General features: G+C 57.6%; 19 protein-coding genes. 14 read left to right on the top strand and 5 right to left on the bottom strand.

Annotated elements, in window-relative coordinates; translation table 11 throughout:
* Window positions 1-48 precede the first annotated feature (48 nt).
* From Q5H92_RS17835 to Q5H92_RS17850, 4 genes are all read left to right on the top strand, one after another.
* Complete coding sequence (locus tag Q5H92_RS17835; RefSeq protein ID WP_305012912.1) at window positions 49-1,440, top strand: FAD-dependent oxidoreductase; 1,392 nt, start codon at window positions 49-51, stop codon at window positions 1,438-1,440.
* A gap of 91 nt (window positions 1,441-1,531) precedes the next feature.
* On the top strand, window positions 1,532-2,920 hold the full coding sequence (gene preA / locus Q5H92_RS17840) for an NAD-dependent dihydropyrimidine dehydrogenase subunit PreA (protein WP_305012913.1): 1,389 nt from the start codon (window positions 1,532-1,534) through the stop codon (window positions 2,918-2,920).
* Between the two features lie 108 nt (window positions 2,921-3,028).
* Window positions 3,029-3,307, top strand: coding sequence for a hypothetical protein (locus Q5H92_RS17845; protein WP_305012914.1), 279 nt, complete (start codon window positions 3,029-3,031; stop codon window positions 3,305-3,307).
* A 204-nt stretch (window positions 3,308-3,511) separates the two neighbouring features.
* Window positions 3,512-4,432 (top strand): DUF6268 family outer membrane beta-barrel protein, encoded by a 921-nt coding sequence (locus Q5H92_RS17850; RefSeq protein WP_305012915.1) that lies wholly within the window; start codon window positions 3,512-3,514, stop codon window positions 4,430-4,432.
* A gap of 55 nt (window positions 4,433-4,487) precedes the next feature.
* Here the strand turns inward: Q5H92_RS17850 and Q5H92_RS17855 are convergent, their stop codons facing one another.
* Window positions 4,488-5,654, bottom strand: coding sequence for an XdhC family protein (locus Q5H92_RS17855; RefSeq protein WP_305012916.1), 1,167 nt, complete (start codon window positions 5,652-5,654; stop codon window positions 4,488-4,490).
* A gap of 124 nt (window positions 5,655-5,778) precedes the next feature.
* Here Q5H92_RS17855 and Q5H92_RS17860 point away from each other — a divergent pair, with 124 nt between their 5' ends.
* The 5 genes from Q5H92_RS17860 to Q5H92_RS17880 all read left to right on the top strand — a co-directional run bounded on the left by Q5H92_RS17860 (window position 5,779) and on the right by Q5H92_RS17880 (window position 11,085).
* Window positions 5,779-6,651, top strand: coding sequence for an AraC family transcriptional regulator (locus Q5H92_RS17860; protein ID WP_305012917.1), 873 nt, complete (start codon window positions 5,779-5,781; stop codon window positions 6,649-6,651).
* Between the two features lie 193 nt (window positions 6,652-6,844).
* Window positions 6,845-7,726: an NAD(P)H-binding protein gene (locus Q5H92_RS17865; protein WP_305012918.1), complete on the top strand. Its 882-nt coding sequence runs from the start codon at window positions 6,845-6,847 to the stop codon at window positions 7,724-7,726.
* A gap of 172 nt (window positions 7,727-7,898) precedes the next feature.
* Window positions 7,899-8,819 (top strand): helix-turn-helix domain-containing protein, encoded by a 921-nt coding sequence (locus Q5H92_RS17870; RefSeq protein ID WP_305012919.1) that lies wholly within the window; start codon window positions 7,899-7,901, stop codon window positions 8,817-8,819.
* A gap of 209 nt (window positions 8,820-9,028) precedes the next feature.
* Entirely contained in the window at window positions 9,029-9,910 is an 882-nt protein-coding gene (locus tag Q5H92_RS17875) for an SDR family oxidoreductase (RefSeq protein WP_305012920.1), read from the top strand.
* Between the two features lie 167 nt (window positions 9,911-10,077).
* Entirely contained in the window at window positions 10,078-11,085 is a 1,008-nt protein-coding gene (locus Q5H92_RS17880; RefSeq protein WP_305012921.1) for a hypothetical protein, read from the top strand.
* A gap of 95 nt (window positions 11,086-11,180) precedes the next feature.
* On the opposite strand, the gene Q5H92_RS17885 is transcribed toward Q5H92_RS17880, so the two are convergent.
* The 3 genes from Q5H92_RS17885 to Q5H92_RS17895 form a co-directional block, all read right to left on the bottom strand.
* Complete coding sequence (locus Q5H92_RS17885; protein ID WP_305012922.1) at window positions 11,181-12,629, bottom strand: TolC family protein; 1,449 nt, start codon at window positions 12,627-12,629, stop codon at window positions 11,181-11,183.
* Window positions 12,630-12,780: 151 nt separating this feature from the next.
* Window positions 12,781-15,972 carry an efflux RND transporter permease subunit gene (locus Q5H92_RS17890; protein WP_305012923.1) on the bottom strand — a complete coding sequence of 1,064 codons (3,192 nt, stop codon included), beginning with the start codon at window positions 15,970-15,972 and terminating at the stop codon, window positions 12,781-12,783.
* Between the two features lie 144 nt (window positions 15,973-16,116).
* A complete protein-coding gene (locus tag Q5H92_RS17895; protein ID WP_305012924.1) occupies window positions 16,117-17,202 on the bottom strand; it encodes an efflux RND transporter periplasmic adaptor subunit in 1,086 nt (361 codons plus the stop codon).
* Between the two features lie 502 nt (window positions 17,203-17,704).
* Here Q5H92_RS17895 and Q5H92_RS17900 point away from each other — a divergent pair.
* The 3 genes from Q5H92_RS17900 (at window position 17,705) to Q5H92_RS17910 (ending at window position 19,482) form a co-directional block, all read left to right on the top strand.
* Window positions 17,705-18,070 carry a type II toxin-antitoxin system RelE/ParE family toxin gene (locus Q5H92_RS17900; protein ID WP_305012925.1) on the top strand — a complete coding sequence of 122 codons (366 nt, stop codon included), beginning with the start codon at window positions 17,705-17,707 and terminating at the stop codon, window positions 18,068-18,070.
* Window positions 18,042-18,344 (top strand): helix-turn-helix domain-containing protein, encoded by a 303-nt coding sequence (locus Q5H92_RS17905; protein ID WP_305012926.1) that lies wholly within the window; start codon window positions 18,042-18,044, stop codon window positions 18,342-18,344. Before Q5H92_RS17900 ends, Q5H92_RS17905 begins: the two co-directional genes overlap by 29 nt.
* A 91-nt stretch (window positions 18,345-18,435) precedes the next feature.
* Window positions 18,436-19,482 carry a hypothetical protein gene (locus Q5H92_RS17910; protein ID WP_305012927.1) on the top strand — a complete coding sequence of 349 codons (1,047 nt, stop codon included), beginning with the start codon at window positions 18,436-18,438 and terminating at the stop codon, window positions 19,480-19,482.
* A gap of 114 nt (window positions 19,483-19,596) precedes the next feature.
* Here Q5H92_RS17910 and katG read toward each other — a convergent pair whose 3' ends face one another.
* Window positions 19,597-21,855: a catalase/peroxidase HPI gene (gene katG / locus Q5H92_RS17915; RefSeq protein ID WP_305012928.1), complete on the bottom strand. Its 2,259-nt coding sequence runs from the start codon at window positions 21,853-21,855 to the stop codon at window positions 19,597-19,599.
* Between the two features lie 371 nt (window positions 21,856-22,226).
* Here katG and Q5H92_RS17920 point away from each other — a divergent pair, with 371 nt between their 5' ends.
* Together Q5H92_RS17920 and arr are read left to right on the top strand one after the other, a co-directional pair.
* Complete coding sequence (locus Q5H92_RS17920; RefSeq protein ID WP_305012929.1) at window positions 22,227-23,153, top strand: hydrogen peroxide-inducible genes activator; 927 nt, start codon at window positions 22,227-22,229, stop codon at window positions 23,151-23,153.
* 52 nt (window positions 23,154-23,205) lie between these two features.
* Window positions 23,206-23,643 carry an NAD(+)--rifampin ADP-ribosyltransferase gene (gene arr, locus Q5H92_RS17925; protein WP_305012930.1) on the top strand — a complete coding sequence of 146 codons (438 nt, stop codon included), beginning with the start codon at window positions 23,206-23,208 and terminating at the stop codon, window positions 23,641-23,643.
* The last annotated feature ends 350 nt before the right edge of the window (window positions 23,644-23,993 follow it).

Genomic DNA, 23,993 nt, shown 5'->3' on the forward strand with positions numbered 1-23,993 from the left:
ATCTCTACCGCTTCGTTGCAATTCGTGAGAATTACTTGCGCGGTAGGGATGCTTCGACTGCGCTCAGCATGGCCGTTTCTTATCTCCTTAACATTCGAATTAATCCGCCCGTTCATGGCTGAATTTTCTACACCAACCACCGAGCAGCAATTTGCGGAAAATTTCGCGCAATTGAAGCCGGTGATGAACCGCACCGAGGCGCTTTATGAAAGCTCCCGCTGCCTCTTTTGCTTCGATGCGCCGTGTATAAAAGCGTGCCCGTCGGGGATTGATATTCCACAGTTTATTCGCCAGATAAACTCGGGCAACGACACCGGTGCGGCGCGTACCATTTACGAGGCTAATTACTTTGGTAATGCCTGTGGCAAGGTGTGCCCGACGGAAGTGCTGTGCGAAGGGGCCTGCGTGTATAACCTGCAAGAGGTGAAGCCGATTGAGATTGGTCGCCTGCAAAGCTTTGCCACCACGAAAGTGATTAAGAGCGGCGAAAAGCTGTTTGGCCCCGGCGCGGATAATGGGAAGAAAGTGGCCGTAATTGGCGCTGGTCCTGCCGGTATATCGGCGGCTTGCGAGCTGCGTTCGCTAGGGTATGGTGTTGATATATATGAGGCTAAAGCCCAACCTTCGGGTCTGACGGTTTACGGCGTCGCGCCCTACAAAATTACCAACGAAGAGACGCTGGCTGAAATGGCGTATTTACAGGCGCAATTTGGCTACAATGTGCATTTTAATTCGGCTATTTCTTCGCGAGAGGAATTAGAAAAGCTGGAGGACAAATACGACGCTATTTTCCTCGGGATTGGCTTGGGAAAAACCAATGAATTGGGCTTGCCGGGTGAGGATAAAATCAATTGCACCGGCGCTGTTGAATTTATTGCCGAATTGCGCCAGCATCACCACGAAGTAGCGGTGGGCCGCAAGGTAATTGTGCTTGGCGGCGGCAACACGGCCATGGATGCGGCTTCCGAGTCGTCGCGTCTTGGTGCTGAAAATGTGATTCTGGCTTACCGCCGGGCCAAGGAGGAAATGGGCGCTTACGAGTTTGAGTACGACCTGGCCAAAGGGGTAGGGGTGAAGGGCTTGTTCAATGTAGCACCGGTGGAAATTACCGGCAACGGGTACGTGACGGGCGTGAAATTTATTCGTACCGAAACCAAGGACGGCAAGGTGTCGGAAATTGCCGGCTCCGAGTTTGTGGAACCGTGCGATATGGTGATTAAAGCTACTGGCCAGGCCAAGCAGACGGAATTCCTGGGGTTAATTCCCGGGCTGAAATTGGATGGCAAAGGGCGTATCATCGCCAATGCCCATACCGGGCAGACGTCGAACCCGAAATATTTCGCCTCCGGCGATGCCTGGAATGGCGGCGCGGAAGTGGTGAACGCCGCAGCCGAAGCAAAGCTTACGGCCCGCGGTATTCACGCTTATTTGAGCAAGTAAAACTGTAGCGTGGACTCTGCGAGTCCGCGCGTGAACGGTCAAACCCAAACTTCACCTACAATACGCGGACTCGCAGAGTCCACGCTACAATATGCCCGACCTCTCCATAAACTTTGCCGGCATTAAATCGCCGAACCCGTTCTGGCTGGCTTCGGCCCCGCCCACCAATTCCGGCTACCAGGTGATGAAAGCCTTCGACGCCGGCTGGGGCGGCGCGGTGTGGAAAACGCTAGGCGTACCCGTCGTGAACGTGTCGAGCCGCTACGGCGGCGTGAATTATCGTGACAAACGACTGGTGGGTTTCAACAACATCGAGCTGATTTCGGACCGGCCGCTCTCGCACAACCTACGCGAGATTGAGGAAGTGAAAAAACGCTTTCCCAACCACGCCGTCATCGCCTCGCTCATGGTGCAAAGCCGGCAGGAGTGGCACGACATCGTGCGCGCCTCGCAGGACGCCGGGGTCGACGGCTTCGAGCTGAATTTCGGCTGTCCGCACGGCATGTGCGAGCGGGGCATGGGCTCGGCTGTGGGGCAGGAGCCCAAAGTGTTGCAAATGATAGTGGAATGGGTGATGGAAGTGGCCCAGAAGCCCGTCATCGTGAAGCTCACGCCCAACATTTCTGACATCACGGAGCCGGCCCTGGCGGCGCGGCGCGGCGGGGCCGATGCCATCTCGCTCATCAACACGATTCAGAGCATCGTGGGGGTTGATTTGGATAAGTTCGCGCCATATCCAATTGTGGACGGCAAGGGCACCAACGGCGGCTACTGCGGCCCGGCTGTGAAGCCCATTGCCCTGAACATGGTGAAAAACTGCGCCCAGCATCCCGACATCAAGCTGCCCATTTCGGGCATCGGCGGCATCGAGAACTGGCGCGATGCGGTGGAACATATCCTGTTGGGCGCCAGCTCGGTGCAGGTGTGCACGGCGGCCATGCACTTCGGCTTCGGCATCATTAGGGAAATGACGTCGGGCCTGGAACAGTACATGATGGAGAAGGGCTTTAATACCATCTACGACATGGTGGGCAAGGCCTTGCCCAACGTGCTGCACTGGGAGGACCTGAACATGAAGTATAAGGTGACGGCCAACATCAACGAGGACAAGTGCATTGGCTGCCAGCTGTGCTACACGGCTTGCGAAGACGGTGCTCACCAAGCCATTAAGCTGAACGCCGGCACGCGGGTGCCCGAAATCATCGAGGAAAACTGCGTGGGCTGCAACCTGTGCTCGCTCGTCTGCCCCGTCGAGCAGTGCATCACGATGGAGCAAACGGATTCCGGCACTGAGCACCTCACGTGGAAGGAACGCACCGAAGCTGGCACCGCGCCCACCGAGTTTGAGGACGAAAAGGCCGGCGGCCGCCACCACTGGGTGCCCGAGCCCAGTGCCGCCCTCGGAAAGGAGCGCCACAAAACGCTGCCCGGCAAAGCGCGGATTATCAACGGCGAAACAACGGTACCGGCCGAGGCTTAGAAAGATATTAGGGGAGGCGGCCGGCACTAATCCTGGTCCACAATTTGTTGATTGACGTATAAGTTACATCACCTCTAAATCGACGCGCTTCGGCCGCCTTCCCATATCATGAAAACTAAATCGTTGATTTTCGCCCTGGGCATTTGCCTGATGTTGTTGAGTGGCTGCGTGGCTTCCGTGGGAACGGGCTACGACTATGGCTACGGTGGCGCTTACTACGCGCCGGTTCGTCCTTACTACGCCCGTCCGTATTACTACAATCCTCGTCCGGCCGTGATTGTGCCGGCCCGGCCGTACCGTGGCGGCTACCGCGATGCCTACCACGGCAACGGCGGTTACCATGGCAATGGCGGGAACTACGGCGGTGGCCACAGCCGTCGTCGGTAAGGATTAATTGAATCGTAAAAGGCCGTCCGTGAAAGCGGACGGCCTTTTTTGCATACATGCCAGGCCGGGCGGGCGCTGCATAGACAAGAGGAGGAGCGATTCAGGGCATGCTAAATGCCGGTCTGGATGTCTTCTAAGTGGAGAAGTGCGCGGTATTATTGTTTGGGGCGCCCTTTCTTTGGGCTCTGCCTTTAAATTTCGTGCATGCTTTCATTCGATTACGCTTCAGTTTCTCGATTATTGGTTTTTCTGCTGATGGCCGGGCTGCGGCCGTTGGGCAGCCAGGCGCAGGGCTACGCTGAAGGGGTTGGGCTGAGCTACGAAGTGTTGCCGCTCAAACAGAAAAGCAGCGATGCCACGTTTCGGGGCGATGTTTTCCGCGCCAATATCATTGTGTCGGTAGCGGTGGCCGCCGATACTTCGCACGCCGCGTTGGTCGGTCTGAATCTGGAAACATTGCGTTTCAGCGGGAGCCGGCCGGGGTTTACGGCGAATAATGTTTATGGCATCACGCCGCTGGTGGGCTACCGCCAGCGCCTCTCGCCCCGATGGGAATTGACTGCTCTGGCGCTGCCTTCGCTCAACTCGGACCTGCGCGAAGTGCGCGGGGCCGATGTGACCTGGGGCGGCGTGCTGCGGGCCGCTTTCCGCAGCAACGCCCGCCGGGCCTATCGCCTCACCGTGGGCTACCGGCAGCAGTTCTACGGGCCGCAATATGTGCTGCTGCTGGGCATCGACTGGCGGCTGGGGGAACGGTGGCGGGCGTTTGGCGACCTGCCTACCACGTTCAACATCAGCTATGCCGCCACGCCACGGGTTAACGTCGGGTTCAACCTCAACGGCATCAATACGGCTTACCGCCTGCAGGAGCAGGACCGGTATTTCCAATACCAGCAGGGGCACTATGGCCTATTCGCCGAAACGTACCTAAGCACGCATTGGGCGTTGCGGGCCACCGCTGCCTACGCCGTGACGCGGCGGATGGAGGTGTACGGCCGCGACGACCAATGGCCGGCCACCATCGACTACATCGGGTTGGGCAAAGCGCCCACGCCGCTAAGCTCGCCACTCGAAAAAGGCTTGGCGTTTCGGCTGGCGCTGAGCTACCGGGTGCCGGCTCCGTGAGGCTTGCAGCACATGCTTCTTATATCGCGGAACGGGGCGCTGGCTGAAGACTACGCTACCTCAGTGGCGGGCGAAACTTTGGCGGCGGGCTCACTGCGGGCGAGTCGTTGTGAATTGCGGCCGTGGTGTCGCGCAGATGCTGTGGCTGCCGCTTGTTTTTCACGGCCTGAATTTCAGCCACAATAGCTAGCGCAATTTCCTCCGGCGTCTCGCCGCCCAGGCCCAGTCCGATGGGGCTGTGCAGGCGGTTCTGCAGCGCATCGGCAATAGCGGCTTCGGACAAATTCATTTCGTCTTCGCTCAGCAGCCGCCCGGCCTTGGCGCGCGGGCCCAGCAGGCCAATGTATGGCGCGGTGGAGGGCAGTAGTGTTTGCAGCGCGGCCAAGTCGTAGGCGTAGTTGTGGCTGAGCAGAACGTGGTAAGCCCCGGCGTCGGGTGCCTGCGTTTCTAACTCGCGCACAGGCACTAAGCGCACGTTGGTAGCTTCCGGAAACCGGGCGGCGGTGGCCAGGTGGGGGCGGCCGTCGACCACGGTGATGTGCCAGCCGAGCGAGGCGGCCAGATGCACCAGCGGCTGCGCGTCGTTGCCCGCTCCGTACACCACCAGGCGCAGCGGCGGCCGCAGCACCTCCAGCAGCGCCCGCACCGGGCCGGCATCGGTTTCGACGTCCAGAATCTGGGATTGGCCCTGGGCCAGCGTGGCGCGGGCGGCCTGGGCCAGGGGCGCCGCCAGCAAAGGAGTGCCCCGCACGCTGCCGGTTTCGGTGAGCAGCACGCGCTGTCCCACAGTGGCTTTCAGGCCCGATGCGTCGGTTTCAAAAACCGTGGCCAGCACGGCCGGCTCGGGGTGTTGGGCGAAGCCGCGCAGCAGTTCCACGGGGTTGTCGGGGGCGGCAAAATCCAGCGGCTCCAGCAGGATGCGGACCACGCCCTGGCAGCCGGGCCCGAGGCCGTGGCGAGGGTCGTCTTCGTCGCGGGTGTCGTAGGTGACCAGGGCGGGCTGGCCTCGGAAAATGGCCTGGCGCGCGCGCTGGCGGGCATCGCCCTCCAGGCAGCCCCCGCTGATGGCCCCGGTCAGCTCGCCGTCTTCAGTGACCAGCATGCGGGCACCGGGGCGGCGGTAGGCCGAGCCCAGCACCTCCACCACTGTGGCCAGGGCGCAGGGGCGGCGGGCTTCGCGGTGGCGGTCGTAGGCCAGGAGCAGGCGTTGCAGTTCGGTCATGGGGCGGTAGTTGGCGGGGGAAATACGCCGGGCGGCGGGACGGGGTTATGTAAACCGTCAGGTAGGAGGGGCGGTTTGGTTTCGGCAAGCCGCTGGCCCGCGCCGCGCATCGTAAGTTCGTTTCATGACCGCCGCAATCCCCGTTTATCAGTTACAGTCCCTCGCCGAAACGACGGATACGCCGGCGGCGGTTTTCTTCCTGGGGCCGAGCTCCGGGCCTTCGCATCTGCCCATCAACCTGCCGTACCGGAGCAATTATTACAAAATCGGTCTTTGCCTGCGCGGCGCGGCCCGCCTGAAAGTCAACCTCGAAACCTACGACATCGGTCCCAGTTCGCTGATGGTCTTATCGCCGTATGTAATTAAGCAATGGCCGTTTATGTCGGCTGATTTTGAGGGGCTGAGCATCTTTTTTACTCGGGAATTTATTTCGGCCACCAGCGGCCTGAACCCGGACACTTTCGCTTTCTTTGAACGGGATGCCCGGCACGTGTTTCAACTATCGGCCGCGCAAGCCGACGGAATGGCCACCCTGTTGCACCAAATCGGGCAGAAATACGAAGTTCCGCACGCGTATCGGGAGGAGATTCTGCGCAGCCTCATCCAGATTCTGCTGCACGAGACGGCCCCCATCTACAGCGCGCAACACCACGTGTCAGCAACCGTCATTCAGTCGCGCAGCCAGCTGATTGCCGCCGGATACAAACAGCTGGTCAACAGCCATTACGCCGCCGAGCGGAACCTGGGCTTCTACGCCGACAAGCTCTGCATCACCCCCAAGCACCTGGCCGAAACCGTGAAGGAAGCCACCGGCAAGCGCGCTGTGGAGTGGCTGGCCGAAGCCGTGCTGCTGGAAGCCCACGTCCTCCTCCAAAACCCCGCCCTGACCATTGGCCAGATTGCCGACACGCTGCATTTCGCCGACCAGTCCACGTTTGGCCGGTTTTTTCGGAAGGGTACTGGTGTTTCGCCGGCCATTTACCGACAGCGTTTGTGATAGAACGTCATGCAGAGCGCAGCGAAGCATCTCGCGTGCTCTCGCTATTCAATGCCATTGAGCTACTACCACAAGCGAAATGCTTCGCTGCGCTCTGCATGACGTTCTTTTTTATGCCACGTGCCGCACTTCGGCCCAACCTTCCCGCCGTTTCGCCCTTTCCACGGGCCACCGGCGGACGGAGCTTTGCTGTATGAAAATCATCCTCACCGGTTCCCTCGGGAACATCAGCAAGCCGCTGGCCACCGCGCTGGTGCAGCAAGGCCACGCCGTCACGGTCATCAGCAGCAAGCCGGACCGGCAGGCGGAAATTGAAGCCCTGGGCGCCACCGCCGCCATCGGCTCAGTAGACGACACAGAATTCCTCGCCGCCACTTTTACGGGGGGCGATGCGGTGTACCTCATGGTGCCGCCCCACTTTGCCGTGGCCGATTCGCGGGCTTACCACCAGCAAATTGGCCGCAATTATGCCCAGGCTGTTCAGCAATCGGGCGTGCAGCGCGTGGTGCAGCTTAGCAGCTGGGGCGCGCACCTGGCCGAGGGCACCGGCGGCATTCTTGGCACGCATGACGTGGAAGTAATTCTGCGGCAAGTGCCGGGTATTGCGCTCACACACCTGCGGCCCACCTCTTTCTTTACAAATTTTTATACTTCCGTTGGGATGATAAAAAATGCGGGAATGATGGGTGCAAATTATGCGGGTGATATCACCGTTTCCTTCGTGCACCCACGTGATATTGCCGCCGCCGCGGCCGAGGAACTGGTGAAACCCGCCGACTCGGCTGGCTCAGATGTGCGCTATGTGGCCAGCGACGAGCGTACGGCCGATGAAGTTGCGCAAGTGCTGGGTGCCGCTATTGGCAAGCCCGAATTGAAATGGATGGCCTTTACAGATGAGCAGATGCGAGAAGGAATGGTGAAAAACGGCGTGCCGGCTGATAGAGCCGATGAAGTTGTGGACATCTATACCAGCATCAACAGCGGCAAATTGGGTGAGGATTACTGGCGGCATCGGCCCATTTTGGGCAAGGTGAAGCTGGAAGATTTTGCCCGGGAATTTGCGGCGGCGTTTTAGGGAGTAGGCGGGCAAATAGGAACGTCATGCTGAGCGCAGCCGAAGCATCTCTATCGCGTAACTAATTAGCTTTAGTATTGCGGTAGAGATGCTTCGGCTGCGCTCAGCATGACGTTCTATATAATGGATGTACGGCAGAGGAGGTTACCTTTGATTTATTCAACTGCCTGCCATGCCGTCTCGCCCGCTTTCCGAGCTCATTGCCAAACTGGCTCCCGAAGCCGCCGGAGCACTGTTGCTGCCCGAGCAGCCCCGCGAAGTCGGCCAGTTCAACGTCTTCAACGTGGCCGACCTGATGCTGGCCAACCGCGACCGGCCGCCCATGACTTTTGACCGGCGCGCCTTCTATAAAATCAGCCTCATTCGGGGCCGCAGCCGCATCGAGTACGCCGACCAAGTGGTGGAAGTCGATGCCGGGGCGCTGTGGTTTGCCTCCTCGCGCGTGCCCTACCGCTGGCTGCCGCACGACCAGAACCAGACCGGCCATTTCTGCATCTTCACCGACGAGTTTCTACTGCCCGCCAAGGGCCGGGTGATGCTGGAAGACCTGCCGTTTTACCAGCCCGGTGCCCATCCCGTGGTATCGGTAACGGATGCTGAGTTCGCGGCGATAGAAGCCATTTTTCAGAAAATGGAGCAGGAAATTTCCTCTGACTACGCCTACAAATACGACCTGCTCCGGGCCTATCTGCTGGAAATGATTCACTACGTCCAGAAGCTCCAGCCAATCCAGCCAGCGACTGCCGTCCACAGCGCCTTGGCCCGCCTCGCCGCTCAGTTCGCCGATTTGCTGGAGCGACAGTTTCCCTTAGAATCGCCGCAGCAGCGCCTGCGCCTACGCACCGCCACCGACTACGCCGCCCAACTCGCCGTGCACGTCAACCACCTCAACCGGGTGCTAAAGGAAACCACCGGCCACACTACCACTGCCCTCATTAGCAGCCGCGTGGCGCAGGAAGCTAAAATCCTGCTGAAGCAAACCAGTTGGAATATTTCCGAAATAGCCGACAGCCTGGGCTTTGCCGACGTGGCTCACTTCTGCAATTTCTTCAAGCGCCAGACTGGGCTGACGCCGGGCGACTTCCGGGGGTAGTAGCGCGAACTTTGTAGTTCGCGTCCCCGCGTCGTTTCAACGGTTGTCGTTCTGCCACGCGAACTACAAAGTTCGCGCTACTATCCGCTGCCGACCCCAACCCAATTGTTTGATTTATTCAGCAAACCGTTTGTCTCGCGCAACGCTACCAGCACCCACGCACCGGACCTTTGTGTGGTAATCAATCACCCATCAAAAACGACTATCACATGCGTGTTTTCGTAACCGGCGCGTCGGGCTTTGTCGGCTCCGCCATTGTTCAGGAATTACTCGGCGCGGGCCATCAGGTGCTCGGCCTCGCCCGCTCTGAGGAGTCGGCCCAGGCGCTGCAGGCCGCCGGCGCGGAGGTGCACCGCGGCTCCCTCGACGACCTCGACAGCCTGCGCCGCGGCGCGGCCGGAGCCGATGGCGTCATCCACACCGCCTACAACCACGATTTTTCGCAGTACGCCGCCGCGGGCCAGACCGACCGGCAGGCCATTGAAGCCCTCGGCGAAAGCCTGGCGGGCACCGACCGGCCGCTCATCGTCACATCCGGGCTGGCGGGCTTCAACCTGGGCCGCCCGGCCACGGAGCAGGACAACCCCGCCGCCTCGCCGCGCCAGTCGGAAGCCGCAGCCATGCAGCTGGCGGCGCAGGGCGTGCGCGCCATGGTGGTGCGCCTGGCCGCTTCCGTGCACGACCGGGGCGACCACGGCTTCGTGCCGACGCTCATCGACCTGGCCCGCCAAAAAGGCGAAGCGGCCTACATCGGCGACGGCCTCAACCGCTGGCCCGCCGTACACCGCCTCGATGCCGCCCGCCTCTACCGGCTGGTGCTGGAGCAGGGCATCGCCGGCACCAACTACCACGGCGTGGCCGACGAAGGCATAGCCATGCGCGACCTCGCCGCCGTCATCGGCCGGCACCTGAACCTGCCCGTCGTCTCCAAAACGCCGGAGGAAGCCGCCGACCATTTCGGCTGGATGGCGCGCTTCGCCGGACTGGACCTGTCGGCGTCCAGCGCCCTTACCCAGCAGTGGCTGGGCTGGCACCCCACGCACCCCGGCCTGCTGGCGGACCTGGAGCAGGGCGACTATTTTGAGAAGTAAGATGGAATTAAAAGCAACGGCCCGCCACGAATTCGTGGCGGGCCGTTGCTTTATAGGTGTTGTCGGCTACCTTTCACTGCAAGCAGCCACTAAATGAAAGCCGGTTAAATTGCGTTGCCTAATCGCATCGGCCGTAATTCTGATAATTAGACCACAATCAATATTTTATGAAAAGATTCGTTCGCATAGATAATCCCACAAGTAAGGACAATGATTTGATTCAAAATGAACTCAAATCAGGTAAAGAGGTGATTTTACAATTTGCTTCTAGAATTTACACGGATGAAGTCCTCGCAAACATAAACATGCTTTGTCGTGAGTCCGATGAAAATCTTTGTATTCGATTTTACAGCCATCATTCAAAGTTATTTGATTGCAAAACGCTTTTGAAAATTTCTTATGTTAAATGTTTGTATATTGATTGCTTACATGACGTACTAAATCTGGATTATCTAAAAGAACTTAAACATCTCAAGATTTTGAGTCTTGGAGTGTTTGAAATGCGAGATACAGAAATTTTGGATTCTGAAAATCTAAAAAACCTTACTGGTCTATTCATTTCAGATACCAGTAGCAAGGCATTTAATCTCGACTACCTGCGAAAATTCAAGAAATTGAAATCGCTAAGAATAGCAGGTCACACCAAAAATATCGATGCAATTGGTGAGCTTGTAGAACTGAATGATTTATCACTGAATGCTGTAAAGAAAGTCCCAGTGGGATTTATCAATAGGTTGAAGGACTTGAAGAACTTAAGCTTCATTTTAGGGAGTAGAGAGAATCTGAATGAAATAGAAGAAAATTCAATAGAGAATCTTGATATTATTCGGGTCCGTGGTTTCAATGACTTATCCTGTATTCGTAGATTTACAAAGCTTCAAAATCTAAAAGTCGAAGACCAGATACAACTGTCAGAAATTTGCTTTGAGAATGAATTTCCACTTTTAATAGATTTACGAATACTAAATTGCAAATCACTTGCAACGTTGAATGGGATGAATAACCTAACTGGTTTAGAATCTTTGGTTGTGTATCAGACGAATATTGATTTTGATAAATTCATTGAGCAAACGTTTTCAAATAATCTGAAAACGTTTGGATTCTATACTACTAAAGCGAAAGCTGATAGGGTCATTAAGGAAGTACTTGAAGCCAGAGGTTACTGTTGTAGATAAAATACCTTATATCAACCCAAAAACGCCCCGCAACCAACCAGTTGCGGGGCGTTTCTTTTGCGGCCTAAGCTGCTGCAGCTACTCTCGGTTCCCGGTTATTGCCAGCCGCCGCCCAGGGCGCGGTACACGTTCACCGAGGCGTTAAGTTGCTGCATGCGGGTCTCGATGAGGTCGAACTTCGACTCCAAAGCGTCGCGCTGGGTGAAGAGGACTTCCGTGTAGTCGGCGCGGGCGTAGCGGAAGAGGCTGTTGGAAATGTCCACCGACTGATTGAGGGCGGCTACCTCCTTGGCTTTCGCGTCGTAGCTCTTGGCCAGGTTGCTGATGTTGGCCACCTGGTTCGATACCTCGATGTAGGCGTTCAGCACTGTTTTCTCATACTGGTACACGGCCTGCGTTTGGGCGGCGTTGGCGGTGTAGTAGGCCGCTTTGATGCCGTTGCGGTTGAAGAGCGGGCCGGCCAGGTCGGCGCCCAGCGCGTAGAGCATCGACTGCGGCGTGCTCACCAGCAGGCCGGGCGTGAAGGCCGCCAGCCCAACGCCGCCGGTCAGGCCCAGCGAGGGGTAGAAGTTGGCCCGGGCCACCTGCACGTCGACTTTGGCGGCGGCCAGCTGCTGCTCGGCCTGCCGGATGTCGGGGCGGTTGTTGAGCAGCTGCGCGGGCGAGCCCACCTGGCTGGACAGCGGTGCCAATTCGTTGAACGACTGCGTGCTGCGCGTCACCGCTTGCGGGTAGCGGCCGGCCAGGTAGTTCAGCTTGTTCTCGGTTTCGACGATGCTTTGTTGCAGTTTGAACTGCAGGGCGCGGGTGTGCTCCACCTGGGCCTCGAAGCGTTTCACGGCCAGCTCGGTGGCGCGGGCCGACTCCTTCTGCAGCCGCACCAGCTCCAGCGCGTTGCTCTGGATGCCGATGTTCTGCTGCACGATGGCCAGCTGGTTGTCGTAGGCCAGCAGCTCGTAGTAGGAGTTGGCGATTTCGGCAATCAGGTTGGTCACCATGAAGTTTTTGCCCTCCACGGTGGCCAGGTAGCGGATGGCCGCGGCCTTCTTGGCATTGCGCAGCTTGTGCCAGATATCAACCTCCCAGGTGGCGAACGCGCCCAGCTGGAAGTTGGTGAGCGGGTCGGGCGTGCGGCGGTCTTCCTTAATTTGGACCTGCTCCTCGGTGGCGCCTTGCAGGGTGTAACGGCCCACTTTCTCCACGTCGGCGCGGGCGCCCAGGCTCACGAAGGGCAGGTACTCGCCCTGGCGGGCACGGATTTCGTTCTTAGCAATCTCAATTTCCTGGAGCGTGATGTTCAGCTCCTGGTTGTTTTGCAGGGCGGTTTCGATGAGCGCCTGCAGGTTGGGGTCGGTGAAAAACTGCTTCCACTGCACGCGGGCCGTGTTGGCGCTGTCGAGCGACGCGGCGGCGGTAGCGGTGGAGTAGCTGGCCGGCACGTTGCGGCTCTCGTTCTTCACCACCAGCTCGGGCGTTTTGCAGGCCCCCACGGCGAGGGCCAGGCCGGCCGCGCCGAGGACTTGATAAATTCGTTTCTTAAGCATACTAGGTGCGGTAAGCTTGGGCTTACCGAATTATTCAAATGATTGTATGCGGTAGGGGCGGGGCTTGCCCCCGCCCGGACGTTCGCGCATTTGCAACGATTCCGTTCCACGAGCGGGCGGGGGCAAGCCCCGCCCCTACATTGTTCAGACCTTAAGCATAAGGCTCCATTTCTTCTAGTTGCACACGGGGCTCTACGCCTTCGAGGATGGGAGCTTCGTTCTCATCCTTAATTAGTTTGCTGTTGCCGGCCAGGGTGCCGAAGAAGTAGTACAGGCCGGGGATGATAATTACCCCGAACACGGTACCGAACAGCATGCCGCCCAGTGCCGAGCTACCAATGGTGCGGTTGCCGATGGCACCGGCGCCGGTGGCCACCACCAGCGGAATCAGGCCGGCGATGAAGGCGAACGAAGTCATCAGAATCGGGCGGAAACGGGTCTTGGCACCTTCGATGGCCGCGTCGCGGACGCTCATGCCTTCCTCGTGTTTCAGGGCCGCGAATTCGACAATCAGTACCGCGTTTTTACCCAGCAGACCGACGAGCATGACCAGGCCAACCTGGGCGTAGATGTCGTTGGCCAGGCCGAAGATTTTGATGAACAGAAACGAGCCAAACACCCCCGCCACCAGCGAGAAAATAACGGCCAACGGCAGCAGGAAACTTTCGTACTGCGCAGCCAGCACCAGGTACACGAACACCAGCACGATGAGGAAAATCACGGTCGACTCGTTGCCACGGCTCACTTCGTCTTTCGACAGGCCGCCCCAGTCGATGCCGTAGCCGTGGGGCAGGGTCTCGGCCACTTCCTGCACCGCCTTGATGGCCTCGCCCGAGCTGTAGCCTGGCGCCGCGCCGCCCCGGATGGAGCCGGTGGGGTACATGTTGTAGCGGTTGATTTCGTTGGCGCCCTGCGACTTCACGATTTTCATGAAGGCCGAAAACGGCACCATCTCGCCCTTGTCGTTCTTGGCCCACATGTTCAGGATGTCCTCGGGCAGCTTGCGATATTCCGGCGAGGCCTGCACGAACACCTTGAAAAAGCGCTGGTACTTGATGAAACCCAGCTCGTAAGTCGAGCCCACCAGGATGCTGAGCGTATTCATGGCGTTGCCGATGCTCACGCCCTTCTGCATGGCCAGTTCGTTGTCAATCTTGAGCTCGTACTGCGGGTAGTTGGCCGAGAAAAAGGTGAACACGCCCGCCAGCTCCTTGCGCTTTTTCAGCTTGGCAATGAACTCGTTGTTCACCCGTTCCAGGGCTTTGTAGTCGCCGGTGCTGGTTTTGTCGAGCATCTGCAGCTGGAAACCACCCGCCGCGCCGTAGCCCGGCACTGCCGGCGGCTCGAAGAATTCGATGGTCGCGCCGGGAATCTCGTGGGCCTTCTTCTCCAGCGCCTCCACAATCTCGGCAATGGATTCCTTGCGTTCCGACCACGGTTTCAAGTCAATCAAGCAAGTACCCGCGTTCGAGCCGCGACCTTCGGTCAGTACTTCGTAGCCGGCCAGCGTCGATATGTTGGCGATGCCGGGCACGTCCTTGGCCAGGTCGCGCAGGCGCTTCGATACGGCGTTGGTTTGCTCCAGCGTGGTGCCGGGCGGCGTCTGCACAATGGCGTAAATCAGGCCCTGGTCTTCGCTCGGAATAAAGCCGGCCGGCAACCCCGCCGAGATGGCCCAGATGCCCAGCCCGAAGGCCACCAGCATCACAAACGTCACAATGCGGTTGGCCACAATGCGCTGCAGCAAACCCACATACGCATTGGTCAGCTTCTCAAAGCCGCGGTTGAACCAGTCGAAGAAGCGCTGCAGCGGCGTCTGCTTCTTGGGTTGGCCGTGGTGGTTTTTCAGAATCATGGCGCAAAGCACCGGCGTCAGCGTCAGGGCCACGAGGCCCGAAATCACGATGGCTGTGGCCATGGTAATGGAGAACTGGCGATAGAAAATGCCCACCGGGCCGCTCATGAACGACACCGGAATGAACACGGCCGTCATCATGATGGTGATGCCAATAATGGCACCGCTGATTTCCCCAACCACTTGTCGGACTGCATTATAGGGCGATAGATGCTGCTCGTCCATCTTGGCGTGCACCGCCTCAATCACCACAATGGCGTTATCGACCACAATACCAATCGAAAGCACGAGCGCAAACAGCGTAATCATATTGATGGTGAGCCCGAAAGCCTGCATCGCAATGAACGAGCCCACCAGCGACACCGGCACGGCCAGCGCCGGAATCAGCGTCGAGCGCCAGTCGCCGAGGAAGATGAACACCACCAACGCCACCAGAATAAAGGCGTCGCGCAGGGTGTGAATCACGTTCTCAATCGAGGCGTCGAGGAAGTTGGACACGTCGTAGGTTATTTTGTAGTCCATGCCGGGCGGGAAGCTGCTCTTTTTCAGCTCTTCCAGCTTGGCCTTCACTTCCTTAATTACATCCGAAGCGTTCGAGCCGTAGGTCTGCTTCAGCACGATGGCCGCTGAAGGGTACTGGTTGAGGTTGGAGTAAATATCGTAGTATTCCGAGCCCAGCTCCACGTTGGCCACATCCTTCAGGTGCAGGCTTTCCCCGTTCGGGTTGGCCCTCAGAATCACGTTCTTATACTGCTCCACGTCGTTGAAGCGGCCCTGGTAGCTCAGCACGTATTCCAGCGACTGCGCATTCTTGCCATCGGCGCGGCCGATACGGCCCGGCGAGCCAATCACGCTCTGCTCATCAAGGGACTTCATCACGTCGTCCACCGATATGTTGTAGGCGCGCATGCGGTCGGGCTTCAGCCACACGCGCATGGCGTACTGCCGGCTCCCCAGAATGCTGGCCCGGCCAATGCCGCCGAGGCGCTGCAGCTCGGGTATCATGTTCACGCCGGCGAAGTTGAACAGGTACTTCATGTCCGTGTTCTTGTCTTTCGAGTACAAGTTCACGTACATCAGCATGTTAGGCACCACGCGGTTCACAATCACGCCCTCGCGCTGCACAATCAGCGGCAAGCGGTTGAGCACCTGCGCAATGCGGGTGTTCACGTTCACCACCGCCTGGTCGGGGTTGGTGCCCAGGTTGAATACAATCTGGATGTTGGCCTCGCCCGCCGATACGGCGTCGGAGGTCATGTACTTCATGCCCGGCACCCCGTTTACGGCCTGCTCCAGCGGAATCAGCACCGATTCGGTCAGCACTTTGGCGCTGGCGCCGGGGTAGGAGGCGCTCACCATCACGAGCGGCGGCGAAATCTCCGGAAACTGCGACGTGGGCAGCTGCATGATGGCCAGCCCGCCCATGAGCAGAATGGACACCGAAATAACAATGGCAAATACGGGCCTGCGAATGAATTTACTAAACATATTCTTCTGGCTGTGTGGATATTATTGGTAGAGATGCCGGGCACTTGTAGCGTGGACTCTGCGAGTCCGCGCATGAGCGGGATGTTCGCCCGGGCGCGGACTCGCAGAGTCCACGTTACAACCCGCCGGGCGGCGCCCTGACGCTTACTCGGCGGTCACCTTCAAATTCGAGAGAACCCCCTGCGGCGCTTTGTAGTCATAGGTCACCTTGTCGCCGTCTTTCACCTTGCGCAGGCCTTCCAGGAGGATGCGGTCGTTGGGCGTAATGCCGGAGCCAATGATGTATAGGTCAGGCATTTCGGAGGCGATGCCGACTTCGCGCTGGTGCACCACGTTGTTTTTGTCGACCACGAAAACGTACTTCTTTTCGAGGATTTCGAAGGTGGCTTTCTGCGGGATGATGAGGGCGTGTTTCAGCGGCACGGTCATAAGCACGCTGCCGGTTTCGCCGTTGCGCAACAGCCCGTCGGGGTTGGGGAAGGTGGCGCGGAAGGCGATGTTGCCGGTTTCGTTATTGAAATCAGCCTCAATGGTTTGCACGATGCCGGTCTGGTCGAATACTTCGTTGTTGGCCATGCGCAGCTTCACGTGCGCGGCCTTGTCGTTCGACTTGGCGTGCTCCTTATAAGCCAGGTACTCGGCCTCGGGCACGTTGTAATACACCCACATTTTGCTGTTGTCCGACAGCGTCGTCAGCAGGTCGCCCTCGTCCACGAGGCTGCCCAGCCGGCCCTGGAAGTGGTCCATGATGCCGGTGAACGGCGCCTTCACCGTCGTGAACTGCAGGTGGGCCTGGGCCAGCGACACGTCGGCGTTGGCCTTGTCGTACTTGGCCTGCGACAGCGCCAGCTCGCTCTTCGACACGATGTTCTTGTCGGCCAGGTTCTTGGTGTTCTGGTATTCCATCTGCACGTAGTGCGCCTCGGCCTGCGACTTCTTCAGCTCGGCCTGGTACACGGTGGGCTTAATCTGGAACATGGTCTGGCCCTGTGCTACTTTCTGGCCTTCGTCCACGAAAATCTTCTCCAGGTAGCCCTTTTCCAGTGCCCGCAGCTCGATGCGCTGGAAGGAGTGAATCTGGGCCACGTATTCCTTTGTGATGGTGGTGTCCTTCTGCAAGGGGCTGGTGGCCACCAGCCTAATCTGCTCTTCGACTTGTTTTTTCTCTTCCTTGCAGCCGGTGGTGTAGCACAAAACGCCGCAACTCAGCAGCATGAATACTCTTTTCATAAGAACCTGGGGTAACGTGACAAGCGGGGGGTATTGCATAGAAAGCGGTAATGCGGCGGGAGACACCCGGCGGCCGGCCAAACCCAGAATGCAGTGGGGGAAGCCCGCGACGCTGGGCGCGGCCGGCAGATGGGTAGGGCCGGGCTAACCGGTTTGGGGATTATTCATACTTCACGAAAGGCGCCGCTCAACTAGCAGAACGCCCTTGGCCATCAGCAACCTGCCGGGGCCAAACCAAGCCAAAAGCGCGCATCGCAGGGTGGGAGGGGCGAGGCCGCGCGGCCTGGGTCATGGGGTGACAATACAAACTTCCCCCCGATGGCATGAAGCGGAAATGAAGGTTTATGAAGATGAATTTTTATTTTCCGGCCCGCATCTGCCGCGTCCAGAGGCACTTTTGGGGCTGGGGGCGGGGCGGGTTGGTGAAGCTGGATGCTGCTTTATGAAGCCCCCGAAACGCCAGCGGCTTGCTTGGTGTTACCCAATTAGCTAACTTCGTGAAGTGAGTGATTTCAACGGCCAAATCCGCAGTCTCAAAATTTACGGGGATGAATTCTGGACTTTTTACAACAAGCAAAACCAGAAAATTCAGGACCGTATCCTGTGGACCTTTCGCTTAATCCGCGAAATCCCGGTGGTGCCCGAGAAGTACCTCAAGCATCTCACCGGCACCGTTGGCCTCTACGAAATCCGGGTTAGCGCCGGCAGCGACATCTTTCGCATATTCTGCTTCTTCGATGAGGGCCGGCTGGTTATCGTGCTGAATTGTTTCCAGAAGAAAACCCAGAAAACGCCTCCCAACGAAATCGAACGTGCCGAACGACTTAGAAAACAATACTATGAAGACAAAGCAAAACAAGCTGGTTGACCTCGACGATTTCATCGACAACCAATATGGTGCCCGTGGCACCGCCGCCCGCGAAACCTTTGAGGAAGGCTACGAAGCCTTCAAGCTAGGCGCGATGCTCCAAGAAATGCGCAAGGAAAACAACATGACGCAGGAGCAACTGGCTGCCAAATGCGGCACGACGAAAACGTACATCTCCCGCATCGAAAATAACGCCAGCGACATTCGCCTCTCCACGCTTATGCGGATTGTGTGGGAGGGATTTGGTAAGCATTTGAAGCTGACGGTGGATTAACTCTGAAATTCAGCCAAATTGCTATCAATCAAAAGTATATTTCTACTTTGCTAGAAATTTCACAACACACACACACACAAATTTTATGAATATGGAAAGCTCTACACTTACTATCGGACAAATAATTGACGCTCTGAGTATAGAAATTTTTGATAAAAATACTAAAGACTCATTTCTGCAGCGTTGTATTCAACGAGAGAATGGAATAAAACAGTATATTGATATATGCGGAGTGATTATGAGCCAATTGATAGACAAGCCAGGGCTCACATATAAAGAATTAAGCTATTGGAAAAAGGCTAAAGTCAAGGAATGCATGCATAATCTTGTGGAATACACTGCGGAATTGGTAGGTGAGCTTGATAAAGAAAAAATTGAAGCATATTGTAAGAAAATTACGGGTCCATTTTCCTTCCTGCAGGATGGTGCGTTTATGCCCGATTTTACTTTGTTAATGCTTAATTCATATTATGGTGCGATTTATACTGATGTATATTGGATTGCAGATTTAACAGTGTATGAAGTGATGGAGATTTCAGGCGGAAAATTTAATCTTGATGAATTAGGTAAAAAGACTCCTGATAAAATTGACCATATAAAATCAATATTACTTACAAATTCTAAAGTATTTGAGAACTATAAGCCTCATATAGATTCTGTTAATGAAGCTATAAGCTGCTATGATAAAAAATTTAGTAAGGCATTTAATTTGCTTCTCTTAACAGGTATTGAAGGCCTAACTAGGGCATTAGGACGATACCTAGTGAATAAGCAAGGATTGGAAATAGATTCGGATTCGGACGATTATAATTCCCTGGATTCATTTTTAAGAAAGATTCCTTGGAAAGAGGAGCTTAAGATATCAAAAACAAGACTAAGTTTATTAACCAATAGCTACAAAAGAGTCAATTACAATGACCCGCTTGTTGTCCGTGGCAACCCTTTTGAAAGTGTAAGTATAAATTTAAAAGTAAGGCTTGACTTTTTGAGACGAAGGTTCAAAGAGAATAGGGACTTAATACTACACGGACAGGAAACAGAATACAATAAGTCCTACAACGGATTTATAAACTTGTCAGCATTGCTAGAAGTACTTGAGACAATAATTGAGTGTCATCTTATTCACGATAAGGACTGACTAATGAGTTAAAACATCAAAAGAAACGCCCCGCAACGAATTCGTTACGGGGCGTTTCTTTTGAGGCTTCAGCTACTTGCGCACCTTGCGGGGCGGAAGCGCTGGCGGGTGGTATTACGACTTGGCCAGGTCGAAGCGGCCGAGATTCATCACCTTGGCCCACACGGCCACGAAGTCCTTCACGAACTTCTCCTGCGAGTCGCCGAAGGCGTACACTTCGGCCAGGGCGCGCAGTTCGGAGTTCGAGCCGAAAATCAGGTCGACGCGGGTGCCGGTCCACTTCGTTTGGCCGGTTTTGCGGTCGCGGCCGTTGAAGAGGTTTTGAGCATCCGAGGTGCTGGCCCAGGTGGTGTTCAGGTCGAGCAGGTTCAGGAAGTAGTCGTTGGTGAGCGCACCGGCCTGGGTGGTGAACACGCCGTTGTTCGAGCCGTCGAAGTTGATGTTGATGGCGCGCAGGCCACCGAACAAGACCGTCAGCTCGGGCGCGGTCAGGGTCAGCAACTGGGCTTTGTCAATCAGCAGCTCCTCAGCGGCGGCGCGGTGGTGCGTTTTGAGGTAGTTGCGGAAGCCATCGGCGGCCGGCTCCAGGGCCTGGAACGATACCACGTCGGTTTGCTCCTGCGAGGCATCGGCGCGGCCGGGGGTGAAGGGCACCGTCACCGTATGGCCGGCATTTTTGGCGGCCTGCTCGATGCCGACCACGCCAGCCAGCACGATGAGGTCGGCCATCGAAACCTGCTTGCCGCTGGCCTGGGCCGCGTTGAACTCCTGCTGAATGCCGCCGAGCTTGTTGAGCACGGTGGAGAGTTGCGAGGGGTTGTTCACTTCCCAGTAGCGCTGCGGGGCCAGGCGCAGACGGCCGCCGTTGGTGCCGCCGCGCTTGTCGGAGCCGCGGTAGGTGGAGGCCGAAGCCCAGGCGGTAGATACCAGTTGCGGCACCGTAAGGCCGACAGCGGCAATTTTGCCTTTTAGCGCGGCCACGTCCTGGTCGTCAATCACCGGGTAGGTTACGGCGGGGATGGGGTCTTGCCAGAGCAGCTCTTCGGTGGGCACTTCGGGGCCGAGGTAGCGCTCTTTGGGGCCCATGTCGCGGTGCGTCAGCTTGAACCAGGCGCGGGCGAAGGCATCGGCAAACTGGTCGGGGTTTTCGTGGAAGCGGCGCGAAATGGCCTCATACGCCGGGTCGACGCGCAGGGCGATGTCCGAGGTCAGCATGAAGGGGGCGTGCTTCACGGCCGGGTCGTGGGCATCGGGGATGGTGCCGGCACCACCGCCGTTCACGGGGCGCCACTGGTGTGCGCCGGCGGGGCTCTTGGTCAGCTCCCACTCGAAACCGAACAGGTTGTCGAAGTAGTCGTTGCTCCACTTGGCGGGCGTGCGGGTCCAAGCGCCTTCGAGGCCGCTGGTGATGGTGTGCTCGGAGTGGCCTTTGCCGAAGCTGTTGCGCCAGCCCTGGCCCAGCTCTTCAATAGGCGCGCCGGCGGGCTCGCGGGCCACGAATTTGGCGGGGGCAGCGGCGCCGTGGGTTTTGCCGAAGGTGTGGCCGCCGGCAATCAGGGCTACGGTTTCTTCGTCGTTCATGGCCATGCGGCCGAAAGTTTCGCGAATGTCGCGGGCCGAGCGCTCGGGGATGGGCTCACCGTCCGGGCCTTCGGGGTTCACGTAGATGAGGCCCATTTGTACGGCGGCCAGCGGGTTTTCCAGCTGCCGGTCGTCCACGTAGCGCTTGTCGCCGAGCCACTCGGTTTCAGGGCCCCAGTACACGTCTTCCTGCGGCTCCCAGCCATCGGGGCGGCCACCGGCGAAGCCGAACGGCTTCAGGCCCATCGACTCGAGGGCGCAGTTGCCGGTCAGGATGATGAGGTCGGCCCAAGAAATCTGCTTGCCGTATTTCTGCTTGATGGGCCACAGCAGGAGGCGGGCTTTGTCGAGGTTGGCGTTGTCAGGCCAGCTGTTGAGGGGGGCGAAGCGCTGCATGCCCATGCCCGCGCCGCCGCGGCCGTCGGCAATGCGGTAGGTGCCGGCGCTGTGCCAGGCCATGCGGATGAAGAAGGGGCCGTAGTGGCCGTAGTCGGCCGGCCACCAGTCCTGCGAGTTGGTCATCAGCTCGAACAAGTCTTGCTTCACGGCGTTCAGGTCGAGCTTCTTGAACTCTTCGGCGTAGTTGAAATCCTTGTCCATGGGGTCGGACAGGGTGGAGTGCTGGCGCAGGATGCTAAGCTTCAGCATATTGGGCCACCACTCGCGGTTGGTGCGGCCGCCACCGGCCGTCTGCTTCACCGCGCCGTTGAGGAAGGGGCACTGGGCGGCGTCCGCGTTCAGGTCGTGGAGGATGGAGTTGTCTGCGGGGAGGTCGTGCAGGTTGGCGCTCATCTTGAAAGTGGTTTTGGTGGTCGGCCTTGTAAATGGCCGGGTGAATTAAAAAGTTTGCGGACTTGCTTGGGAAGCCGTTTTGAGGGGCTGAAGCAGGGAGTAAATGAAGCAGTTTAGAAAGTCAACTTTGGCCGTCATGCAGAGCGCAGCGAAGCATCTCGCGTGCTTCAGCTAAATCCTGCGATTGGTTTACTACCACAAGCGAGATGCTTCGCTGCGCTCTGCATGACGTTCTTTCTGTTTTTGGCGGCTTTATAAACAGCTTTAACAGCAGCTTTGCACAAAGCTACTTGGTGTAAATGCATAATCAAAATCGATTTTGTTTATAACTTTATAACCAAAACCTATAAGTAGCGCGCTGCTCATCCGCCATGAATCTCCAACAACTCGGCTACTTAGTGGCCCTGGATACGCACCGCCAGTTTGGCTTGGCCGCCGAAAAAAGCTTCGTGAGCCAGCCCGCGCTAAGCGTGCAGGTGCAAAAGCTGGAAGAGGAGTTGGGCGTGCTCCTATTCGACCGCACCCAGCGCGGGGCCGAGCCCACGGCCGTCGGGGCCCAGGTGATTGCCCAGGCCCGGCGCGTGCTCCACGAAGCCCAGCAGCTGCGCGAGCTGGTACAGGTGGCCAAAGGCGAGGTGGTGGGCGAGCTGCGCCTGGGCGTCATCTCCACGCTGGCTCCGTACCTGGTGCCGCGCTTCCTGGTAGGTCTTAGCACGGCCTACCCCAATTTGCGCGTCCACATCGAGGAGCTGCGTTCGGAAGAAATCATGCTGCGACTCAAGGACTACCGGCTGGATGTGGGGCTGCTGGTCACGCCGCTCGATGACCGGTTGCTGCACGAGCTGCCCCTGCTGGACGAGCCGTTCCTGCTGCTCGCCTCCGAGGACCACCCGCTGGCCGCCCGCGCCACCGTGAGCCCGGCCGACCTGGCCAGCCCCGGCCTGTGGCTGATGCAGGAGGGGCACTGCTTCCGCAACCAGGTTCTGAACCTGTGCGGCCGAACGGCTTCCACCGGCGCGGTGGCCTACGAAAGCGGCTCCATCGAAACCCTGAAAGAATTGGTGCGCCACCACCACGGCTACACGCTGGTGCCCGAACTGGCCGTGCTGGACGAAGTCGATACCAACCCGCTGCTCAAGCGCTTTGTGGCCCCAACCCCGGTGCGCGAGGTGAGCCTGGTGGTGCATCACGGCTTCGTGCGGACGACGTTGCTCACCGCTTTGCGGGAATTGATTCTGGCCAGCGTGCCCGCCCGGTTGCGCGCGGGCAAGGCTGGAGAGAAAATCCGGTGGCGGTAGTGGTTAAATTCGAGAAACTGTTCAGCGAATGACTCTCAAAATATAGCATCACATGGAAAACGGAACCATCGAATGTAGGGTGCCTAACGTTCTGGATGAAGGCCCTTTTTACCACGGGACGAGAGCAGATTTGCCGATTGGGGAATTGCTGACAGCGGGATTCAACTCGAATTACCACCCCGAAGTCGTGATGAATCACATCTATTTCACCGCCTTGCCTAATGGCGCTGGACTTGCCGCAGCGCTAGCCAAAGGCGACGGGCATGAACGTGTTTACATCGTTGAGCCGACGGGCAGCTTTGAGAATGACCCGAACGTTACAGATAAGAAATTTCCCGGCAATCCAACTCGGTCGTATCGCAGTCAGGAACCCTTGAAAATCGTTGGCGAAGTGACGGATTGGGTTAGAATAACGCCCGAAGAGCTTCAAATGTGGCGCGAGAGGCTGGCGAAGCTAAGAGCTGATTCGAATGCAAAAATTATCAATTAGTTCGAGTAGAAAAACGTCTATCAATTAGCGGGGTTGGTAGATTGCCGTTGCTAACCTGCCCAATAAGGGCCGATTGCCGCTATTGGCTGTCGCGGAAATCCGGATGTTGTAGGCAACCAAAACAGTAATTACTATGGCACATTCAGGGAGACCCCGCAAATGCGACCCTAAAGTAGAAGAGTTGAGAAGCGACATCAGACAAAGTGACTTTGCGAAAGCAAAGGCAACGTTATCCGAATTTGGGATTGATGCAGCGGATGGCGATGGCAGAACTGTACGCTTCCCTAAATAGGAGGCCAGTTGTGAGTAGAGAAAAGCGTATTTTCACTACCTGACACCTGCACGATGAA

It is taken from the genome of Hymenobacter mellowenesis (assembly GCF_030581005.1).
Classification (GTDB): domain Bacteria; phylum Bacteroidota; class Bacteroidia; order Cytophagales; family Hymenobacteraceae; genus Hymenobacter; species Hymenobacter mellowenesis.

What these genes read in the sequence shown, in the direction of transcription:
- Q5H92_RS17855 (WP_305012916.1), bottom strand. Translation starts at nt 5,654, where the DNA reads ATGACCGAACTGCAACGCCTGCTCCTGGCCTACGACCGCCACCGCGAA.
- Q5H92_RS17870 (WP_305012919.1), top strand. Translation starts at nt 7,899, where the DNA reads ATGCCGTCTCGCCCGCTTTCCGAGCTCATTGCCAAACTGGCTCCCGAA.
- Q5H92_RS17850 (WP_305012915.1), top strand. Translation starts at nt 3,512, where the DNA reads ATGCTTTCATTCGATTACGCTTCAGTTTCTCGATTATTGGTTTTTCTG.
- katG (WP_305012928.1), bottom strand. Translation starts at nt 21,855, where the DNA reads ATGAGCGCCAACCTGCACGACCTCCCCGCAGACAACTCCATCCTCCAC.
- Q5H92_RS17865 (WP_305012918.1), top strand. Translation starts at nt 6,845, where the DNA reads ATGAAAATCATCCTCACCGGTTCCCTCGGGAACATCAGCAAGCCGCTG.
- Q5H92_RS17875 (WP_305012920.1), top strand. Translation starts at nt 9,029, where the DNA reads ATGCGTGTTTTCGTAACCGGCGCGTCGGGCTTTGTCGGCTCCGCCATT.
- arr (WP_305012930.1), top strand. Translation starts at nt 23,206, where the DNA reads ATGGAAAACGGAACCATCGAATGTAGGGTGCCTAACGTTCTGGATGAA.
- Q5H92_RS17880 (WP_305012921.1), top strand. Translation starts at nt 10,078, where the DNA reads ATGAAAAGATTCGTTCGCATAGATAATCCCACAAGTAAGGACAATGAT.
- preA (WP_305012913.1), top strand. Translation starts at nt 1,532, where the DNA reads ATGCCCGACCTCTCCATAAACTTTGCCGGCATTAAATCGCCGAACCCG.
- Q5H92_RS17860 (WP_305012917.1), top strand. Translation starts at nt 5,779, where the DNA reads ATGACCGCCGCAATCCCCGTTTATCAGTTACAGTCCCTCGCCGAAACG.
- Q5H92_RS17890 (WP_305012923.1), bottom strand. Translation starts at nt 15,972, where the DNA reads ATGTTTAGTAAATTCATTCGCAGGCCCGTATTTGCCATTGTTATTTCG.
- Q5H92_RS17920 (WP_305012929.1), top strand. Translation starts at nt 22,227, where the DNA reads ATGAATCTCCAACAACTCGGCTACTTAGTGGCCCTGGATACGCACCGC.
- Q5H92_RS17845 (WP_305012914.1), top strand. Translation starts at nt 3,029, where the DNA reads ATGAAAACTAAATCGTTGATTTTCGCCCTGGGCATTTGCCTGATGTTG.
- Q5H92_RS17835 (WP_305012912.1), top strand. Translation starts at nt 49, where the DNA reads ATGCTTCGACTGCGCTCAGCATGGCCGTTTCTTATCTCCTTAACATTC.
- Q5H92_RS17895 (WP_305012924.1), bottom strand. Translation starts at nt 17,202, where the DNA reads ATGAAAAGAGTATTCATGCTGCTGAGTTGCGGCGTTTTGTGCTACACC.
- Q5H92_RS17910 (WP_305012927.1), top strand. Translation starts at nt 18,436, where the DNA reads ATGGAAAGCTCTACACTTACTATCGGACAAATAATTGACGCTCTGAGT.
- Q5H92_RS17885 (WP_305012922.1), bottom strand. Translation starts at nt 12,629, where the DNA reads ATGCTTAAGAAACGAATTTATCAAGTCCTCGGCGCGGCCGGCCTGGCC.
- Q5H92_RS17905 (WP_305012926.1), top strand. Translation starts at nt 18,042, where the DNA reads ATGAAGACAAAGCAAAACAAGCTGGTTGACCTCGACGATTTCATCGAC.